At 71.3% G+C, this 18,328-nt stretch carries 15 protein-coding genes; 4 read left to right on the top strand and 11 right to left on the bottom strand.

Features of this window, described 5'->3' with window-relative positions; translation table 11 throughout:
* Nucleotides 1-44: 44 nt before the first annotated feature.
* From IE97_RS0135625 to IE97_RS0135600, 6 genes are read right to left on the bottom strand one after another with little or no spacing between them, the layout of a single operon-like run.
* Complete coding sequence (locus tag IE97_RS0135625; RefSeq protein ID WP_051705248.1) at nucleotides 45-1,844, bottom strand: fatty acyl-AMP ligase; 1,800 nt, start codon at nucleotides 1,842-1,844, stop codon at nucleotides 45-47.
* The gene (locus IE97_RS0135620; protein WP_030250666.1) at nucleotides 1,841-3,274 is read right to left on the bottom strand and encodes a class II 3-deoxy-7-phosphoheptulonate synthase; all 1,434 of its coding nucleotides are present in this window, start codon (nucleotides 3,272-3,274) and stop codon (nucleotides 1,841-1,843) included. Before IE97_RS0135620 ends, IE97_RS0135625 begins: the two co-directional genes overlap by 4 nt.
* Nucleotides 3,271-4,047, bottom strand: a complete 777-nt coding sequence (trpC, locus tag IE97_RS0135615) for an indole-3-glycerol phosphate synthase TrpC (RefSeq protein ID WP_030250663.1) — start codon at nucleotides 4,045-4,047, stop codon at nucleotides 3,271-3,273. The genes IE97_RS0135620 and trpC overlap by 4 nt, the downstream gene beginning before the upstream one ends.
* Nucleotides 4,044-5,069: an anthranilate phosphoribosyltransferase gene (trpD, locus tag IE97_RS0135610; RefSeq protein ID WP_030250659.1), complete on the bottom strand. Its 1,026-nt coding sequence runs from the start codon at nucleotides 5,067-5,069 to the stop codon at nucleotides 4,044-4,046. The genes trpC and trpD overlap by 4 nt, the downstream gene beginning before the upstream one ends.
* Nucleotides 5,062-5,670, bottom strand: a complete 609-nt coding sequence (locus IE97_RS0135605) for an anthranilate synthase component II (RefSeq protein WP_051705247.1) — start codon at nucleotides 5,668-5,670, stop codon at nucleotides 5,062-5,064. Before IE97_RS0135605 ends, trpD begins: the two co-directional genes overlap by 8 nt.
* Entirely contained in the window at nucleotides 5,667-7,160 is a 1,494-nt protein-coding gene (locus tag IE97_RS0135600) for an anthranilate synthase component I family protein (protein ID WP_051705246.1), read from the bottom strand. Before IE97_RS0135600 ends, IE97_RS0135605 begins: the two co-directional genes overlap by 4 nt.
* A 256-nt stretch (nucleotides 7,161-7,416) precedes the next feature.
* Here IE97_RS0135600 and IE97_RS38950 point away from each other — a divergent pair, with 256 nt between their 5' ends.
* Together IE97_RS38950 and IE97_RS0135590 are read left to right on the top strand one after the other, a co-directional pair.
* Nucleotides 7,417-7,713, top strand: a complete 297-nt coding sequence (locus IE97_RS38950) for an acyl carrier protein (protein ID WP_051705245.1) — start codon at nucleotides 7,417-7,419, stop codon at nucleotides 7,711-7,713.
* An 18-nt stretch (nucleotides 7,714-7,731) separates the two neighbouring features.
* On the top strand, nucleotides 7,732-8,751 hold the full coding sequence (locus IE97_RS0135590; protein ID WP_030250642.1) for a MupA/Atu3671 family FMN-dependent luciferase-like monooxygenase: 1,020 nt from the start codon (nucleotides 7,732-7,734) through the stop codon (nucleotides 8,749-8,751).
* Between the two features lie 33 nt (nucleotides 8,752-8,784).
* Here IE97_RS0135590 and IE97_RS0135585 read toward each other — a convergent pair whose 3' ends face one another.
* Nucleotides 8,785-9,831, bottom strand: a complete 1,047-nt coding sequence (locus IE97_RS0135585; protein ID WP_030250638.1) for a class I SAM-dependent methyltransferase — start codon at nucleotides 9,829-9,831, stop codon at nucleotides 8,785-8,787.
* A gap of 306 nt (nucleotides 9,832-10,137) precedes the next feature.
* Here IE97_RS0135585 and IE97_RS0135580 point away from each other — a divergent pair, with 306 nt between their 5' ends.
* Both IE97_RS0135580 and IE97_RS0135575 read left to right on the top strand, forming a co-directional pair.
* Nucleotides 10,138-12,570, top strand: coding sequence for an HAD-IC family P-type ATPase (locus tag IE97_RS0135580; protein WP_030250634.1), 2,433 nt, complete (start codon nucleotides 10,138-10,140; stop codon nucleotides 12,568-12,570).
* A gap of 598 nt (nucleotides 12,571-13,168) precedes the next feature.
* Nucleotides 13,169-15,055 (top strand): AfsR/SARP family transcriptional regulator, encoded by a 1,887-nt coding sequence (locus IE97_RS0135575; protein ID WP_030250629.1) that lies wholly within the window; start codon nucleotides 13,169-13,171, stop codon nucleotides 15,053-15,055.
* Between the two features lie 234 nt (nucleotides 15,056-15,289).
* Here the strand turns inward: IE97_RS0135575 and IE97_RS0135570 are convergent, their stop codons facing one another.
* From IE97_RS0135570 to IE97_RS0135555, 4 genes are all read right to left on the bottom strand, one after another.
* Nucleotides 15,290-15,505: an MbtH family protein gene (locus IE97_RS0135570; protein WP_030250624.1), complete on the bottom strand. Its 216-nt coding sequence runs from the start codon at nucleotides 15,503-15,505 to the stop codon at nucleotides 15,290-15,292.
* A 112-nt stretch (nucleotides 15,506-15,617) separates the two neighbouring features.
* Nucleotides 15,618-16,808, bottom strand: coding sequence for an alpha/beta hydrolase family protein (locus IE97_RS0135565; RefSeq protein WP_051705244.1), 1,191 nt, complete (start codon nucleotides 16,806-16,808; stop codon nucleotides 15,618-15,620).
* 190 nt (nucleotides 16,809-16,998) lie between these two features.
* On the bottom strand, nucleotides 16,999-17,427 hold the full coding sequence (locus tag IE97_RS0135560; protein ID WP_030250619.1) for a hypothetical protein: 429 nt from the start codon (nucleotides 17,425-17,427) through the stop codon (nucleotides 16,999-17,001).
* 36 nt (nucleotides 17,428-17,463) lie between these two features.
* The gene (locus tag IE97_RS0135555) at nucleotides 17,464-18,321 is read right to left on the bottom strand and encodes a prephenate dehydrogenase (RefSeq protein ID WP_030250616.1); all 858 of its coding nucleotides are present in this window, start codon (nucleotides 18,319-18,321) and stop codon (nucleotides 17,464-17,466) included.
* Nucleotides 18,322-18,328: the final 7 nt, after the last annotated feature.

Below are 18,328 nucleotides of genomic sequence, written 5' to 3'. Positions count from 1 at the left end.
TCCGCCAGTCTCGGGGGGACCGGCATGCGCGCCCTATCGGCGCGTTATCGCTCAGGCCCGTCCGTCCCGCCCGGCCCGCCCGTCCACCAGTCCGCGTAGAGCGGCCGCAGGGCGTCGGCGAGGAACAGCTCCCGCATGGCGACCCGCTGGATCTTGCCGCTCGTCGTACGCCGGACCGTGCCCCGGCGCAGCAGCGCCACCCCCCGCACGGGGAGCCCGAACTCGCGCACGACCGTCCGCTTCATGTCGGCGGCGAGCCGCGCGTACTGCTCGTCGGGGAGGTGCCGCGCGATCTCCTGCGTCACCACGAGGGCCTCCTCGTGGCGCTCGCCGCGCCGGTCGACGACGGTGAACGCGGCGCCCGGCAGCGCGGCCAGCTCGGGGTGGCGGCTGCGCAGTTCGTGCTCGATGTCCTGCGGATAGAGATTGCGGCCGTTGACCGTCAGGGCCTCCTTCCTCCGGCCGGTGAGGAAGAGTTCACCGTCGAGGAGCGCCCCCAGGTCGCCGGTGCGCAGATAGGGCTCGCCGTCGAGCACGGCGCCGAAGATCTCCTCGGTCGCCGCCGTGTTGTCCCAGTAGCCGTGGGCGACGCCGGGTCCGCGGAGCCAGATCTCCCCGACGGTCCCGTCGGGGAGCGCGGCGCCGGTCTCGGGATCGACGATCCGGCAGGTGAGGTCGTGCAGTTCGCCGCAGCTGACGAGTTCGCGCGTGGTGCTCCGCGCGGGGTCGGCCGGCTTCGCGGCGGCGAGCACGTTCCGTTCCAGGAGGGCGGCGTCTGCGTGGAGCGTGGCGGGGGGCCGCGACACCGTTCCCGACACGTACAGGGTGGCCTCCGCCATGCCGTAGCAGGGCACCAGGGCATCCGGGCGGAAGCCGTAGGGCACGAACCGTTCGGTGAACGCCCGCAGCGTGGGTGCGTGCACGGGTTCCGAGCCGTTGACCGCGTACCGCCAGCGCGACAGGTCGAGCCCCTCGATCTGGTCGGGGCGGGTGCGCCGTAGGCACAACGCGTAGGCGAAGTCGGGTGCGTTGGAGTGTCCGATGGCGAACCGGTCGATGACGCGCAGCCATTGGTGGGGCTTGCGTATGAAGGCGATCGGGTTCATCGTCACGGCGCCTCTGCCCAGCAGGACGCCGGTGAGCAGGTGACCGACGAGTCCCATGTCGTGGTAGAGGGGTATCCAGCCACCGTGCCGGGTGCCGGGCGGGACGGCGAAGCTCGCCCCCATGACCGCGACGTTGTGCAGCAGATTGCCGTGGGTGACCACGACGCCCTTGGGGTCGGAGGTGGAGCCCGAGGTGTACTGGATCAGGGCGGGGGTGTCGTGGCGCGCGGTCTCGCCGGGCAGCGGGGGCGGGGCGTCGGCCGGGCCGGGCGGGGCCCCGTCCGGTCCCTCGGTCACCAGGAGCGGGACGTCCTCCAGTGACTGGGCGCTCAGCCATGCGCGGACCGCCGGGCGGTTCTCGCCGTCGGTGAGGATCGCGCGGACGCCTGCCTGGCGCACGATCCCCTTGACCCGCAGGAGTTCTCGCCGGTTGTTGCCGGGCAGCGGCGCGGGTACGGCGATGAGTCCCGCGTACAGGCATCCGAAGAAGGCGACGGGGAACCGTGTACCGGACGGAAGCTGGAGGAGCACCCGGTCCCCGGGGACGAGCCCCGCCTCCGCGCGCAGCCGTGCCGCGAGCTCACGTGCCGCCAGGTCCAGCCGGGCGTACGTCAGCGTGTCGTGGCCGTCGTCGGCGTCCGGGACCCGGATGTGGATCAACGCCGCCTCGTCGGGCTGCGAGCGGGCCAGGGCGCGCAGGACCTCGGGCAGACCGGCCGCCTCGCGTATGTCGTTCATCGTTCGCCGCGCCGGAGCTCACGCAGGAACTCCCCGACGCGGAAGGCGAGTTCGATGGACTGGACGGCGTTCAGGCGTGGGTCGCAGGCGGTTTCGTAGCGGGTGGCGAGGTGGGTGTCGAGCACTTCCTCGAGGTCGCCACCGAGGCACTCGGTGACGTCGTCGCCGGTGAGTTCGAGGTGGATGCCGCCCGGATGCAGGCCCTCCTGCCGGTGCACCGCGAAGAACTCGGCCACCTCGGTGGTGATGTCGGAGAGCCGGCGGGTCTTGTAGCCGCTGTCGGAGACGAAGGTGTTGCCGTGCATGGGGTCGCAGGCCCACACCGGGGCGTGTCCCGCGTCGCGCACGGCACGCAGCAGCGGCGGCAGCAGTTCGGTGGCCTTTCCGGCGCCGAGCCTGCTGATCAGGACGAGGCGTCCCGGCGCCCGGTCCGGGTCGAGGCGCTCGCACAGCTCGCGCAGCTGCCCGGGTGTCGTGGTGGGGCCGACCTTGACCCCGACGGGGTTGCCGATGCCGGACAGCAACTCGACGTGGGCACCGTCGAGTTGGCGGGTGCGGTCACCGATCCACACCATGTGCGCACTGGTGTCGAACCAGGTGCGCCGCTTCTCGTCGTAGCGGGTCAGCGCCTGCTCGTAGTGGGGCAGCAGCGCCTCGTGCGAGGTGTAGAGCTGGATCTGGTGCAGCGCGGCCTGGGAGCGGGTGTCCACGCCGCAGGCCGACATGAACCTCAGGGCCCAGGTGATGTCGTCGGCGGCCTTCTCGTACCGCTGTCCGGCGGCGCTGCCGCGGACGAACTCCTGGTTCCAGTCGTGGACCTGGCCGAGGTCGGCGTACCCGCCCAGGGTCAGGGCCCGCAGGACGTTCAGGACCGCCGACGAGTGCTGGTAGGCGCGGAGCAGCCGGGTGGCGTCCGCGCGGCGTGCCTCGGGGGTGAACTCGGGGCCGTTGACGATGTCACCGCGGTAGGCGGGCAGTTCGGTGCCGTCGATCGTCTCGGTGGGGCGGCTGCGGGGCTTGCCGAACTGGCCGCCGATCCGCCCGACCTTCACCACGGGCAGACCGGATCCGTAGGTGAGCAGGATGGCCACCTGGAGGATCACGCGCAGCTTGCTTCGGACGCCGGACTCGGTGCAGGAGCTGAACCGTTCGGCGCAGTCTCCCGCCTGCAGCAGGAATCCCTCTCCGGCGGCGACCTGGGCGAGGGAGTGCCGCAGGTCGAGGATCTCGTCCGGGAGCACCAGTGGGGGCTGCAGGGCGAGGGTGTCCTCCACGCGCCGCAGTTCCTCCGGGTCGGGCCAGTCGGGCTGCTGCGCGGCGGGGCGGCCGCGCCACGATGCGGGGCTCCAGGCTCCCTCACCCGTACCGGCCGCGGTATCCGGGCGGTACGGGGCCGCCGGTGCTGTCGTGTGTGTGTCGCTCGCTGTCATCCGATCAGTTCCTTGATCGTGGCGCCGGGATCCCCGGCCCGCATGAGCAGTTCTCCGACGAGGACCGCGTCCACGCCGGCCCGTTTTAGATCGCGCGCGTCCGGTGCGCCGCGCACGCCGCTCTCGCCGACCATGACCCGCCGGCCGCCCACCCGCTCGCGCAGCCGGGCGGAGAGGGTCCGGTCGATCGAGAAGTCCCTCAGGTCACGGTGGTTGACGCCGATGACGTCGGCGCCCGCCGCCAGAGCGGTGTCCACCTCGCCCTCGTCGTGCACCTCGACCAGCGCCTCCATGCCGTACTTCCGGGTGTACGCGAGGAGTTCGGCCAGCCGCTCGGGGGTCAGCGCGGCGACGATGAGCAGCAGGGCATCGGCGCCGAGCGCCCTGGCCTCCAGGATCTGGTACTCGTCGACGATGAAGTCCTTGCGCAGGACGGGGACGTCGGATGCGTCACGGGCGACCACGAGGTGGTCGGGGCTGCCTCCGAAGCCGTCCTCGTGGGTGAGGACCGACAGGGCGCAGGCGCCGCCGCCCTGATAGGCGCGGGCCAGCTCGGCAGGCCGGTAGTCGTCGGTGAGCGGCCCCTTGGAGGGGCTGCGGGGCTTCATCTCGGCGATGACGCCGAGGCCCGGCTGCCGCAGGGCGGCGGCGAAGTCCCGGGGCGGGGGCGCGGCCGCGGCAAGCACGACCAGCTCGGTCTCGGGGCGGACCGCGCGTCGCCGTTCCGTCTGCCGTTCGGCGTCTGCGACGAGGGTCACGAGGATGTCGCTCACGCGGGCACCTCCAGTTCCGCCCGCTGCCAGGAGGCGCGGGTCCAGCGTTCGAGCAGATCGGCGGCGGCGCCGCTGTCGACCGCCGAGCCGGCGAGGCGCAGCCCGTCGGCCCAGGTGTCGGCCAGGGCGGCGACCCGCAGGGCCGCGGCCGCGTTGAGCAGGACGACGTCCCGCGCGGGCCCCGGCTCACCGGCGAGGACGCGGCGGACGACGGCCGCGTTGACGGCGCGGTCGCCGCCGGTCAGGTCGCCGGGGCGGGACCGCGGCAGCCCGTGGTCGGCGGCGTCGAAGCGGTGGGTGGTGCGCCGGCCGTCGCGCAGTTCGACCACGTGGGCGGGTGCGCCGGTGCTCAGCTCGTCCATGCCGTCCTCGCTGTGGAACACCAGGGCGCGGGTGACGCCGAGCCGGTCGAGGACCTCGGTCATCGGCTCCACGAGGTCCCGGCTCGGCACTCCGAGGGTGCGCAGGCGCGCGCCCGACGGGTTGCACAGCGGTCCCAGGAGGTTGAAGACGGTGCGCGTGCCCAGTTCCCGGCGCGGGCCGGACGTGTGCTTGAAGGCCGGGTGGAAGAGCGGGGCGAACAGGAAGGTGATGCCGGTGCTCCGCAGACAGGCGGCGGCTTCGTCGGCACCGAGGTCGATGCGGACCCCGAGTTCCTCCAGGACGTCCGCGCTGCCGCAGGCGGACGACGCGCTGCGGTTGCCGTGCTTGGCGACGCGGACCCCGCAGGCCGCGGCGACGATCGCGGACACGGTGGAGACGTTGAAGGTGTTCAGGCCGTCGCCGCCGGTTCCGCAGGTGTCGAGCAGCTCACCCTCGCACCGGACGGGGGTGGCGAACTCCTGGGCCGCGCGGGCCATTCCCACGAGGTCGTCGACGGAGGCGCCGCGCACCGTGACGGCCAGCGCGAACCCCGCGATCTGGGCCGGTGTCGCCTCGCCGCGCATGATCACGCGCATCGCCTCGGCCGCCTCGGCCTCGGTCAGGCGCCGCCGGGTGACCGTTCTCAGTAGCTCAATCATCACCGCACTCCAGGAAGTTCGCGATCAGCTGCTTGCCCTCGGGGCTGAGCACCGATTCCGGGTGGAACTGCACGCCGTACGTCGGGTGCTCGCGGTGGCGCAGGCCCATGATCGTGCCGTCCGCCGTGCGGGCCGTGACGACGAGCGCGTCCGGCAGGCCGGCGTCGCTCACCACGAGCGAGTGGTACCGGGTGGCCGTGAACGGGTCGGGGAGACCGGCGAGCACACCGCTGCCGTCGTGGTGCACCAGGGAGGTCTTGCCGTGCACCTGCTCTCCGCGGACCACCGGCCCGTCGAAGGCGGCGGCGATGCTCTGGTGCCCCAGGCAGACCCCGAGGATCGGCAGCCGTCCGCCGAGTTCGCGGACCGCCTCGACGGAGATCCCGGCGTCGGCCGGCGTACCGGGCCCCGGCGAGATCAACAGCAGGTCGAAGCCGGCGAGTTCGGTGACGCCGACGGCGTCGTTGCGGAAGACCGTGGGCCGGCCGCCCATCTCGGCGACGTAGTGCACGAGGTTGTAGGTGAACGAGTCGTAGTTGTCGATCACCGCGACGCGCGGTCCCTCGGCGCGGCCGGGGCGGGTTCCGGTCGAGGTGCTCATGCCTGGGCCTCCGCCCGCCGTACGGCCGTGATCATCGCGCGCGACTTGTGCAGCGTCTCGCGGTACTCGGACGTGGGGTCGGAGTCGGCGACGATGCCCGCGCCCGCCTGGACGTGCACCTGGCCGTCGGCCACGACCATGGTGCGCAGGGCGATCGCGAAGTCGGTCAGTCCGTCGAGGCCCACGAAGCCGAGGGCACCGCCGTAGACACCGCGCTGCTGGGGCTCCAGCTCCGCGATGATCTCCATGGCGCGGATCTTGGGCGCTCCGGAGAGCGTTCCGGCGGGGAAGGTGGACCGCAGGGCGTCCAGCGCGCCGCGGCCCGGCGCGAGCAGGCCCGAGACGGTGGACGACAGGTGCATCACGTGGGAGAAGCGCTCGACCCGCATGAGCTGCTCCACCTGTACGGTGCCCGGTTCGGTGACCCTGCCGAGGTCGTTGCGGCCGAGGTCGACCAGCATCACGTGCTCGGCGCGTTCCTTCTCGTCGGCGAGCAGTTCGTGCTCCAGGTCCAGGTCCTGGCGGGGGTCGAGATGCCGGGGCCGGGTGCCGGCCAGCGGCCGGGTCTCCACGCGGCGGCCCTCCGCCTTGACGAGCAGTTCGGGTGAGGCCCCGATGACATGGCGGCCCCCGCCCAGGCTCAGGTGGTACATGTACGGCGACGGGTTGGTCGCCCGCAGATGCCGGTACAGGTCGAGCGGTTCGGCACGCAGGGGCCTGCTGAGGCGCCGGGACAGCACGATCTGGAAGGCGTCGCCGGCCGCGATGTGCTCGCGGGCGCGGGCGACACGGCCCTTGAACTCCGCCTCGGTGAGGTTGGCGGTCCAGCCGTCCGTCGCCTCCGCGTCCGGCGGGGCGGTGTCCGCGAGCGGCCGGCCCGTGAACCCATCGGGCCTGCCCGCGTCCCGCAGCCTGTGGTTGAGGTGGACGATCCGGGCGACGGCGTCGTCGTAGGACTCGTGTGCCGGGCGGTACAGGGTCATCAGCAGGACGCGCCGGGTGGCGTGGTCGAAGACCACCAGGTCGTCGGCGGCCAGGAAGGCGGACTCGGGCAGGCCGGGCGGCGCGCCCGCGGAGACCGGCAACTCCTCGAAGTGGCGTGCCGCCTCGTAGCCGAGGTAGCCGACGACGCCACCGTGGAACGGCGGCAGGCCGTGCAGCGGGGCCTCCGACGCCGCGAGCAGGGGTTCCAGTGCGGCCAGCGGGTCACCGTCGGGCAGGTCGAGCGGTACCGGCCGGTGTCCCACGTACGAGTAGCGCGCGACGCCGCCGGAGACGGGCACGCTCTCCAGCAGGAAGCCGGCCTCGTCCGGCCCGCACAGCTGGGAGAACGCGGTGACAGGGCTGATCACATCGGCCAGGAACTCCTGGTGGAGCGGGATGACGTCGTAGTCCCGCGCCAGCGCCGCGGCGGCGGCGCGGTGGGGCACGGTGGCGCGGGCGGCCTCGGCCGCGTCCGCCGTGAGTTCTTCGATGGGATGGGTGGTCATGTCGCCTTCCCTGTCGTGAATTACTCGCCTGCCGACGAACGGCAGAAATCAAATGCGGCCGTGAATCCACCGCTCCGCACTTTATGTATGAGCCTTATAGCTTCGCTATTGAAGGCATATCCCTTGCGCGGCCCCCGGAATGCCTTGACGTTACGTCACACGCACTGTTACTTTCCGGTGGATCCAACGCATTTGCTCGCCCCGAGTTGCGGACCGCGTCTCCACCATCTGCCAACGCATCAGCAACCGAGGGGACATGGTGGACATGGCGCACGCCCAGCACTCTCCCGAGACCGTCCGGACCTGGCTCATCACCTGTTTCGCCAGTCACGTCGGGCTCCCGGCACAGGACATCGACCCGGGGCGGCCGCTCTCGGACCACGGCTTGAACTCCGTCGGTTCCGCGGGTCTGGCCGCCGATATCGAGGACCACTTCGGCGTCGTCGTCACTGCCGACGAAATGTGGGACCACCCGAGCCTGGAAGCACTCGGCCTCCTCATCGCGCGGAAACTGGCGGACACGCCGGCCGGCGCCCTGGGCAGCGCGAACTGAGAGGGCGGGCAATCAGTCATGGATTTCAGCCTGTTGTACTTCGCGAACAGGAAAGTGGACGACGCTCCAGCCGAGTACGACCTGCTCTTCGACAGCGCCCGCTTCGCCGACCGCAACGGCTTCACCGCGGTGTGGCTGCCCGAGCGGCACTTCCACCCCTTCGGAGGTGCCTACCCCAATCCGGCACTGGCCGCGGCCGCCCTCGCGGCACGGACCGAACGGGTCCGGCTGCGGGCGGGCAGTGTCGTCGCCCCGCTCCACGACCCGCTGACCGTGGTGGAGGACTGGGCGTTCGTCGACAACCTCTCCCGCGGGCGTGTCGACCTGGCCCTGGCCACCGGCTGGAACGCGCACGACTTCGTGCTGGCCCCGGAGCGCTACGCCGCCCGCCGCGCCCACACGCTGGAGAGTCTGGCCGAGGTGCGGGACCTGTGGGCGGGCAGGACCGTCGAGCGCACCGACGGCAAGGGACGGCAGACGCGGGTCGCGACCTATCCGCGGCCCGTCCAGCCGGACTTGGACCTGTGGCTGACCTGCTCGTCGCACCCCGCGGGATTCGAGGAGGCCGGCGCGCTCGGCCTCCATGTGCTGACCGCTCTGCTCTTCCAGCGGGTGGAGGACCTGGTGCCCCGGATCCGCGCGTACCGTGCCGCGCGCGAGCGGGCGGGCCACGACCCGGACACCGGCCGTGTGACGCTGATGGTGCACACCTTCGTCGGGGAGTCCGACGACGCGGTACGTGAGGTGGTGCGCGCCCCGTTCCTGGAGTACCTGGCGTCCTCCGTGGACCTGTGGCGGGACCGCTGGCCGGAGCTGGGCGCCCACGGCGGCCCCCAGCTCCTCGACCACGCCTTCGAACGCTACTTCCGCACCTCGGCACTGCTCGGCTCGGTCGACAAGTGCGTCCGCTTCGTGGCACGGCTGCGGGAGGCCGGGGTCGACGAGGTGGCCTCGCTCATCGACTTCGGCGCGCCGGCCCCGGCCACCCTGGACGCCCTGCACCGGCTGAACCGGGTCCGGCGCGCCTTCGCCCGCTGAACGGTCCCTGCCGGGACCGCCGTCGCCGCGGGTTCAGCGGCCGTCGGGCCCGGCGGCGGCGATGCGCCCGACGCCGACGACCGCGCGCCGCGGGATGGTGATGCGCCACTTGCCGGTGGCCTCCTCGTAGCGCAGCTCGCTCGCCCGGAGGGACCCTTCTCCCTCCGGGTAGCGGAAGATGGACTTCGCGGTCTCGGTCACCCAGCGGTACGCCTCGTTCTCGGTCCGGCCGTCGAAGACCTTGACCAGGCCGTACATGTTGAGCAGGTACCGGCCGATCTCGATCTCCGCCTCTTCCGGGGTGGCGCCGACAGCGGTGTACGGGTCGTCGATCTCCACGACCTCGTGGCGGTCGTACCCGGCCTTCTCCAGATAGCCGTCGATCTCGTCGCGGGTGAAGTGCAGGAACTTGTGGCCGGTCGCCGAGTACACGTCGGTCACCTCCTCGAACCAGACGTCCACGGGCGAGCCGACGAGGAAGTCGTGCAGGATGAACGTCCCGCCGGGGCGGAGCATGCGGTGGGCCTCGGTGGCCACGGTCTGACGGTCCGAGGGCGGCACGTGGTGCGAGCCGTAGGCCAGCAGCACGGCGTCGACGGTCCGGTCGCGCAGCAGGGGCTGCTCCGCACGCTGCAGCAGCGCCGGCATGCCCGCCGCCCACGCCGACGCGACCATGTGCGGGGACGCGTCGCACGTCAGGATGTTGAAGTCGCCGATGCCCAGCTCCTCGCACACCTTGCGCACCAGTCCGTCCCCGCCCAACAGGTCGACCAGGACGGGCCGTTCGCCGTCCGGTGTGCGGCGGGCGGTGTCGGCGAAGCCGAGGAGTTCGCGGATACCCGCCTCGCGGGCCAGCGAGTTCAGCGTCTGGGCCTGCACGTACTCCACTCCGCGGCTGCCTTCCGGGTCGGCGCCGAAGTCGTCGTGCCGCTCCAGGGCGGTGCACAGGGCGTCCTCCCAGGCGGCGAGCCGCTGCGGATCGGCAAGGGCGTGCAGCTCGGGATGGCTCCGCCGGAGCTCCGCCAGCTGACCCTGCACGTCATCCCCTGTCACGGTGTATCCGCTCGTCTGTGCGTGCATGAGTGAGGATCTCCTCTGCCTGGGGGGAAGGTGACCGGCCGGGCACCGATCAGGCGCCGCTTCGGCCGGGTGCGGACACCGTGATGCCCGCAGAACTGCGAGCACGAAGCTAGAAGCGCGCACTTTCCCCTCGATATTGATCCGTTTTCGCTCTGCCGGACGGCGGGGTGGTCCCTGCCGAAAGTAAGGCCGAAGAGACGTCGTTCGTGCGTGGTGACGGCGGGAGGCGGGCTCCTACTGTCGGTGGGCGGAGAGAACATCCGTCAGAAGTGCAGAGCGCGGAGCCGAGTCCGGAGGACGTCAGGGATGAAGAAGCAGTTGGACGAGCCCGGCGGCGCCGCCGACGCCGGGGTCCTGGGCGGCGCCGCCCCGCCACCTGGAACGCTCGTCGACGGGCACGCCGGGCTGACGTCGGCTCAGGTCGCCGAGCGCGTCGCCGCCGGTCGCGTCAATGACGTGCCGACCCGGTCGAGCCGCAGCATCGGCGAGATCGTCCGGAGCAACCTGTTCACCCGCATCAACGCGATCATCGGCGTGCTGTTCGTCATCATCATGATCGTCGGGCCTGTGCAGGACGGGCTGTTCGGCGGCGTCATCCTCGCCAACACGCTGATCGGCATCATCCAGGAAGTGCGTGCCAAGCGGACCCTCGACCAGCTCGCGATCGTCGGCGAGAGCCGTCCACGCGTCTGGCGCGACGGGCAGCGCGTCACGCTCAGCGCCTCCGAGATCGTCATGGACGACGTCATCGACCTGGGCCAGGGCGACAAGATCGTGGTGGACGGCACGGTCACCACGGCCGAGAACCTGGAAGTCGACGAGTCGCTGCTCACGGGCGAGGCGGATCCGGTCGTCAAGCGTCCCGGCGACGCGGTGATGTCCGGCAGCTTCGTGGTGGCCGGATCCGGCGCCTTCACCGCCACCCGGGTGGGACGGGAGGCGTACGCCTCCCAACTCGCCGAGGAGGCACGGCGCTTCAGCCTCGTCAACTCCGAGCTGCGCAACGGCATCGACAAGATCCTGAAGTTCGTCACCTACGCGATCATCCCGGCGGGCATCTCGCTGATCATCACGCAGTTCATGGTGAACGACGACGATCTGCCCGAGGCGATCCGCCGCATGGTGGGCGGTCTCGTCCCCATGGTCCCGGAGGGTCTCGTCCTGCTGACCTCGCTGGCCTTCGCGGTCGGCGTGGTCCGGCTCGGCAAGAAGCAGTGCCTGGTCCAGGAGCTTCCCGCCATCGAGGGCCTGGCCCGGGTGGACACCGTGTGCCTGGACAAGACGGGAACGCTCACCGAGGCGTCGATGGACGTCGACGAGGTCCTTCCGCTGCTGCCGGGCGTGCCCGTCGAGGAGGTGCTCGGCGCCCTCGGCGCCGCCGACGAACGTCCCAACGCCAGCCTTCAGGCGATCATCGAGGCCTACCCCGCTCCCGAGGGCTGGCAGCGCACCGCGACCGCGCCGTTCTCCTCGGCCCGGCGGTGGAGCGGCGCCGCGTTCACCCAGCCGTCCGGTGCGGAATCGGCCTGGCTGCTCGGCGCGCCCGACACCATGCTGCCGGCCGGGCACTCCGTGCTCACCGCCGCGGACTCCTACGGCGCGCGGGGCCTGCGCGTCCTGCTCCTGGCGCGCTGCTCACGGCCGCTGGACGAACTCCTGGACGACGCGGCCGCCGTGCCCGACGCGGTCACGCCCGCCGCGCTCGTCGTCATCAAGCAGCGCATCCGGCAGGAGGCGCCCGCCACCCTGCGGTACTTCGCCGACCAGGGCGTCTCGGCCAAGGTGATCTCGGGCGACAACGCGGTGTCCGTCGGCGCCGTCGCGTCGAGCCTGTCCCTGCCCGGCGCGGACAACCCGGTGGACGCCCGGTTCCTCCCGGAGCACCCGGAGGAACTGGCCGACGCCGTCGAGCAGAACGCCATCTTCGGGCGGGTCGGCCCCCAGCAGAAGCGGGACATGGTGGGCGCCCTGCAGTCCCGGGGCCACACCGTGGCGATGACCGGTGACGGCGTCAACGACGTCCTCGCGCTCAAGGACGCCGACATCGGCGTGGGTATGGGCTCGGGCAGCCCGGCGACCCGGGCGGTGGCCCAGATCGTGCTGCTCAACAACAACTTCGCCTCGCTGCCCTCGGTGGTCGCGGAGGGCCGCCGGGTCATCGGCAACATCGAGCGCGTGGCCAACCTGTTCCTCACCAAGACCGTCTACTCGGTGCTGATGGCCATCGTCATCGTGATCGCCCAGGTGCCGTACCCCTTCCTGCCGCGTCACATCACGCTGGTCGGCTCGCTCACCATCGGCGTCCCCGCGTTCTTCCTCGCACTGGCCCCCAACACGGAGCGCGCCAGGTCGAACTTCGTGGGCCGCGTCCTGCGGTTCGCCATTCCCGCCGGCGCGCTCGCGGCGACGGCCACCTCGGTCGCCTATCTGTTCGCCCGGTCCGTGTACGACGACAACCTGGACGCCGAGACCTCGGCGGCGACCCTCGCGCTGTTCCTCACGGCCCTGTGGGCGCTGGCCATCATCGCCCGCCCCTACACCTGGTGGCGCATCCTGCTGGTGCTGACGATGGCGGTGTCGTTCGCCGTCGTGCTGGTGGTGCCGTATCTCCAGGAGTTCTTCCAGCTGAAGCTGGTCGGTGTCGCGGCACCGTGGACGGCGGTCGCCTGTGCCGCTGTGGCCGGACTGGTGCTGGAGCTCGTATGGGCCCGTATGCGTCGGCGGCTGGCCGACGACTGAGCCAGCGAAGGCGGTGACATCCCCCGGACCGCCCTCGCGAGAGGAAGGGACGCCCGGCCCGTGCCGGGCGTCCCTTTCGTCTGTCCGCTTTCGGGCACGTGGTGCGATCCAGCCAATCCCCCGACCTGGCCGATCCAGCCCTGTCGCCCTCCGGTCGCCACGGCCCCGCCGCCCCGCCGGCCGCCGCGGCCAGGGGGCGACCTCCGTCGTCACCAGGGACGATCAAGCTTGAGCGGGGACAGGTCACGGATGAGACGTTCTCGGAATAGAACGCGGCGGACTATCGAAAGCTAGGTGTGATACCTGCCGAAAGTTGAGTGTTGAGGTCATCAAAGATCCGTATCATTTAACAGAAGGCAGGGGGGAGCCAACTACGATCGATAAATCTGGTGCATCGAACGACCCGCACTCGCCACGCCCGCTAACACGCACAAATGCGGAGCCGAGCATTCCACTTTGCTCAGGAGGCGTACGAGCGAGGGGTCTCATGAGGACCGCAGCGCAGGCCAGTCCCATGCATCGAGTCGGCCACGCTCAGAATTCCGGGATCTTAATTGCACAGACATTACTGAAACTTGACGCGGGGGTTCAAGAAATCATGAATGTTCAGCTGACAACTCCGGTACCTCAGGGAGTCGAACCGAACACGAAAGAAGACATCGAATCCGGCCTCGAATTCCGAATACTCGGGCCGCTCGAAGTGCAGATGAATGGCCAAGGCCTCACGGTCGGCGGACCTCGGCAGCGGGCGGTTCTCTCCGCATTGCTGCTCTCCGTGAATCAGGTCGTGTCTTTCGATTCACTGATAGAAAAGGTCTGGAACGGCCGCCCGCCGAGCACGGCCCGTACCCAGGTGGCGATCTGCATCGCCACCTTGCGCAAGATCTTCCGCAGCGCGGGCTGGAGCCAGGACACGATCGTCACGGCCACTCCCGGATACATGCTCAACCTCGCCGGCCACTCGCTCGACTCGCTGCGCTTCGAGCAACTGGTCGCCAGGGCCACGGAGTGGACGGCGGAGGACCGCCCGGCGGAGGCGGCGGCGGCTCTGCGGGAGGCGCTGGCACTGTGGCGCGGCCCGGCTCTCGGCGGCGTGTACGCGCCCTTCGCCGAGACCGAGGCGGTCCGCCTCGACGAACAGCGGATGCTCGCCGTGGAGCAGCAGATGGCGCTGCGCCTCCAGCTCGGTGAGCACCAGGCGGTGCTCGGTGAACTCCAGGCGCTGGTCGGCGCCTGCCCGCTGCGCGACCGGCTGCGCTACTACCTGATGCTCGCCCAGTACCGTTCGGGCCGGCGCGCGGAGGCGCTCACGACATTCCGCGACGGAATGCGGTACTCCATTGAGGAGATCGGCCTCGAACTGGGCGCCGAGCTGCAGTCGCTCCACGACTCGATTCTGCGGGACGAATTCCCCCAGCTCGCTGTTCCCGGCATTGCCGCACCACGAAGAGACAGACCCCAGCCAGTGCCGTGCCAGCTCCCGGAAAGCAACGCGTACTTCACCGGACGTAGTCGGGAGCAGTGGCTTATGGATGATGCGCTGCTCAACGGTTCTCCGCAGAATCCATCCCCCATCGCGTACATCACGGGAAGCCCAGGAATCGGTAAGACGAGCCTCGCCGTCAACTGGGCGCACCGGTCGGCGCACCGCTTCCCCGACGGACAGCTGTTCGCCGACCTCCGGCAGGGCCGGACCCTGGACGTGCTCCACCAGTTCCTTCGCCGGCTGGGAGCCGAGGGGCCGCTGCCCACGGACGTCTCGGAGGCCGCCGAGCGCTATCGCGCGATGCTGGAGGGCAAGCGCGTCCTGGTGGTCCTCGACCACGCGTCGTCGTATGCCAGGCTGCGTCATCTGCTGCCCGGGAGCGGTGAGTGCTGCGTACTCATCACCGGACAGGCCAACCTGGACGAACTCCTGCAGAAGTACTGCGCCCTTCGGCTGCGCGTCGGCCCGCTGTCCGACGAGGAGTCAACGGAGGTGCTGACCAGCGTGCTGCGGGACTCCAGGGCCGAGGAGTCCCCCCGGGCCACCCGGCAGCTCAGCGCACTGTGCGGCCACACGCCCCTGGCGCTGCGCGCCGCGGCGGCCAGGCTGCTCACCAAGCAGCACTGGCAGGTGTCCGACCTGGTACGCCGCCTGGAACGCTCCGCCGACCGGCTGGCGGAACTCAGCATCGGTGAGGACTCGCTGCACGCCCGACTCGACCGCAGCATGCGGGAGTTGGACGCCGACGCGGCCGAGGCCTACCGCGAGTTGAGCCGCCTCGACGACGCCGACTTCGAGGCGGCGGAGGCGGCGAAGGTGCTCGGCACGGATCTGCTGGACGCCGAGGACCTCATCGAGACCCTGGTGGACGCGCAGCTCCTGGAAGTGGTCGGCCGCAGCCCCTGGGGCGAGATGCGCTACCGATGGCAGGAGTTGGTGCGCCTGCACGCGTTCCGCTCCCTGCGTGCCGCCCCGGGCCTGGCCGACTGCGTCGGCTGAGCCGAGCCGGCCGGCACCGGGCACCGGGCACCGATCCGGACAGCGCGCTCGACGACGGCCCGTACGACCCCGAGAGGGTCGTACGGGCCGTGGCGTTCCGTAATCACGGCACAGGCGTACGCCGCCGGATCCGCCCCGGACAGCGCTCCGCCCCGCCGGATCCATCCGGCGGGGCGGCAGTGGTGCGGCGCGATCCGGGCGGCGCGGGCATGCCTGTCCGGGGCCGCCGCCGGGTCAGCTGTCGACGCTCATCGCCTCGACGAGGCTCCTGGGCCGCATGTCGGTCCAGTTCTTCTCCACGTACTCCAGGCAGGCCTCCCTGTCGGACTCGCCGAAGGCGACCGTCCACCCGGCCGGCACGTCCACGAAGGACGGCCACAGCGAATGCTGGCCCTCATCATTGACGAGCACGAGATAGCGGCCGTCTGCGTCTTCGAACGGATTGGTCACTTCGCATTCCTTCCGGGAACGTCGGTGGAGATTCTGCGCGGGCTGCGGCCTTTGCTTCCGACCCTGGCCAAGATACTGAGCCCACGTTTCCTTCCGATATTGGTTCGTTTTCTCAACCGGTGGCCGGGTCCTGCGGGCCGTCGTGGCGCCGGACCTCCGGCAGGTGCCGCGCCACCGCGTCGAGGCGAGGACCGAGGCGGTGCAGGAGCCCCTCGTCGAGAAGGGCCACGACCAGCTCCCGGGTGATCCGGCTGCCGTCCCCGGAGGGCAGGGTGACCTCCGGACCCGCCCGCCCGATCCGTTCCAGCAGGGGCGCGTAGTCGGTGAAGGACAGATGACCCGCGCCGTCCACCGAGATCCAGCGGCGCCGGCCGGAGAGGTCCTGCCAGGCCCGGTCCCAGGTCCGGTCGCTGCCGGGCCGGCCGTGCTCGCCCGCGCCCAGCAGCACGAACGGCCGGTCGAGCCTGGTCCTGCCGGATGTGTGGACCGTGCCGTCCATGTTCACCCCGAGCGCGAACCCGGGATCGGTACGCAGCGCCTCGAACGCGGCGGCCCCGCCCATGGAGTGGCCCACCAGCGCGACCCTCGACGGGTCCAGACGCGGCAGCCCGCCGGCCCGGGCCGAACGGATCAACCGCTGCCGTACGAACGACAGATCAGCCGCACGGGTCGCGGCGACCACCGCTCCCTCCGGTCGCCGCTCGCAGGCCAGGCAGCCCGTCACGCGGCCGTCGGGATGGCGGATGGCCGCGGCTTCGTAGGCGTGGTCGACCCCGGCCACCGCGTACCCCCGGCTCGCCAGTTCCTCGGCGAGCCCCGTCAGCGACGACCGGGGCAGCGCGAAACCGGGCGACAGCAGCACCAGAGGCAGGCCGCGGCCGGGCGCCGCCACCGGCGGCGCGGCCACCCGCGCGTGGACCCGGATGCGGCTGAGCAGATCGGCGGGCACACCCTCGACCCGGTGTCGGCGCAGGATCATCTCCGATTCCCGCACCGTGACGTAGCGGGCGCGCGGCGCCTTCGAAGCCCGGGCCGGATACCAGAGCGAGACCGTCAGCTCCCGGGCCCGCGCGGGGTTCCAGGGGTCGCGCCTGGAGGTGTCGCGCAGCTCCGTCGTCCGCAGGCCGACCGGCCGGGCACCGGTCGGCGCGGGCAGGGCGGGCGCCGTCCACGCGGCCTCTTCGGGGGCCGGTGCGGCCACGCCCGGACCGCTCGCGGCGGCGGGCGCGACCGCCAGCATCGCGGCCGCCACGAGGGCGGCACGTCGGCGCAACGGGCGTCCTGCTCCGGTCACCTTCGGCATCAGCGCTCAATTCGTCGAGAAGGACTGAACGCTGATCACGTTAGGAGCGCGGAATGTGATCCGAAAGCGCTGACGGCATTTCCATCACCAAGGACAGTGAGGATTCGTTTCGAACTCCGTTCCCGCCCGTGGATACGCCTGCACTTCCGTCATGCATTCCGTTGTGCTGCCCTTTCTTTCGGCAGGGCGGTCACCAGGATTCCGTGTGGAGGCGCATGTACGTCACGCCGGTGACGTCCTTCGGACCGTGCTCGTCCTCGGTGGGGTCGTAGTCGAACTCGATGTACGCCTCGCCGCCGAAGTGAGGGCAAGCCACAGGAGTGCCGCTGGACGTGCTTCCAGAGGCGGTCTCCCAGCCGATGGTCCAGCCCACGCAGTAGCTGTCGCCTCCCGTGAAGGGGCCGCCGGGTTTGAGGTCCTCGACGTTGCCGGTCACCCGCACCCGGCCGTCCTCGACACAGACGGTGATCTCGCCCCTGGCGAAGTCCTGGGCGTCACTCTTGGTGACACAGCCCGCCGAAGTCACCTCGGCGGGGGCGGCGGAGACCGTCGGTGCCGCGAGGAGCGCGGCCGCTCCCAGCGCTCCGGCGACGGCCGTGGCGCGCGGAGTCCTCCGCATGGTCATGTCCCTTCTGCCGGTGGTGTTTTCGGCCCATCAGGGCCGGGGCGCGTCCAGCTCCCGGATGCGGGCCCGCCCTGCCACGCCGAAGCGCAGGGTCTCCCGCAGCCGGACCGGGCGGGCCGCGTCCCCGGACCGCGCGACATCGCGCAACTCCCGTGCCATGGCCTGCGCTTCGGCCGCCCAGTCGTCCAGTTGGTCGGCGACCGGGCCGGCGTTGGCCGTGAGGATCTCGGCCCACCGCTCGGGGTTGCCGTCCGCGGTCCTGGTGACGTCGCGCAGGTCCTGTCCGGCCAGCCGTACGGCCGACTCGTCGCCGCCGAGCAGCCGTGCCGCGACGAGGCTGGAGACGAGGTGCGGCGCGTGCGAGACGAGGGCGACCGCGCGGTCGTGGGTCTCGGGGTCCAGCAGCACCGAGACCGCCCCGCACAGTGCGACCAGTTCCAGTGCGCTGTTCAGGGCGAGATTGCCGGTGGACTCGGTCGGGGTGAGGGCCCACGGCCTGCCGTCGAAGAGGTCGGCCCGGGGCTGAGACCGGCCCGCTCCCCCGCCGACCACGGGTGCCCCGCTGACCAGGGAGGTCAGATCGCAGCCGTGCGCCCGGGCCTCCTGGTGCAACCGGACCTTGACGCCGGAGACATCCGTGTAGCAGCGGGCGGTGCCGAGCCTCTGGTGCTCGGCGAGCACCGGGGCGACGAGAGCGGGTGGTACGGCGATCACCGCGATGTCGGCCTGCTGCGGGGGGTGCGCGGCGAAGCCCGCGCCGCACTCCTCGCCGGCCAGCGCCGCCTCGGGGTCCGCGTCGATCAGGTAGGTGGTCACACCGTGTCGCCGCAGTGCGAGCCCCACGGAGCGACCGATCAGTCCGGCGCCCACTATGACGGCGCTGCGCATGCGTCTC

It is taken from the genome of Streptomyces sp. NRRL S-455 (genome assembly GCF_000717875.1).
Classification (GTDB): domain Bacteria; phylum Actinomycetota; class Actinomycetes; order Streptomycetales; family Streptomycetaceae; genus Streptomyces.
The sequence above is the reverse complement of the archived record's forward strand: the minus strand, read 5'-3'. Positions and strand labels throughout refer to the sequence as shown.

Excerpts from the sequence above, each read along its gene's own strand:
- IE97_RS0135605 (WP_051705247.1), bottom strand. The coding sequence starts at position 5,670 with ATGAGCACCTCGACCGGAACCCGCCCCGGCCGCGCCGAGGGACCGCGC.
- IE97_RS0135560 (WP_030250619.1), bottom strand. The coding sequence starts at position 17,427 with ATGCGGAGGACTCCGCGCGCCACGGCCGTCGCCGGAGCGCTGGGAGCG.
- IE97_RS0135565 (WP_051705244.1), bottom strand. The coding sequence starts at position 16,808 with ATGCCGAAGGTGACCGGAGCAGGACGCCCGTTGCGCCGACGTGCCGCC.
- IE97_RS0135590 (WP_030250642.1), top strand. The coding sequence starts at position 7,732 with ATGGATTTCAGCCTGTTGTACTTCGCGAACAGGAAAGTGGACGACGCT.
- IE97_RS0135620 (WP_030250666.1), bottom strand. The coding sequence starts at position 3,274 with ATGACAGCGAGCGACACACACACGACAGCACCGGCGGCCCCGTACCGC.
- IE97_RS0135555 (WP_030250616.1), bottom strand. The coding sequence starts at position 18,321 with ATGCGCAGCGCCGTCATAGTGGGCGCCGGACTGATCGGTCGCTCCGTG.
- IE97_RS0135625 (WP_051705248.1), bottom strand. The coding sequence starts at position 1,844 with ATGAACGACATACGCGAGGCGGCCGGTCTGCCCGAGGTCCTGCGCGCC.
- IE97_RS0135575 (WP_030250629.1), top strand. The coding sequence starts at position 13,169 with ATGAATGTTCAGCTGACAACTCCGGTACCTCAGGGAGTCGAACCGAAC.
- trpD (WP_030250659.1), bottom strand. The coding sequence starts at position 5,069 with ATGATTGAGCTACTGAGAACGGTCACCCGGCGGCGCCTGACCGAGGCC.
- IE97_RS38950 (WP_051705245.1), top strand. The coding sequence starts at position 7,417 with ATGGTGGACATGGCGCACGCCCAGCACTCTCCCGAGACCGTCCGGACC.
- IE97_RS0135585 (WP_030250638.1), bottom strand. The coding sequence starts at position 9,831 with ATGCACGCACAGACGAGCGGATACACCGTGACAGGGGATGACGTGCAG.
- IE97_RS0135600 (WP_051705246.1), bottom strand. The coding sequence starts at position 7,160 with ATGACCACCCATCCCATCGAAGAACTCACGGCGGACGCGGCCGAGGCC.
- IE97_RS0135580 (WP_030250634.1), top strand. The coding sequence starts at position 10,138 with ATGAAGAAGCAGTTGGACGAGCCCGGCGGCGCCGCCGACGCCGGGGTC.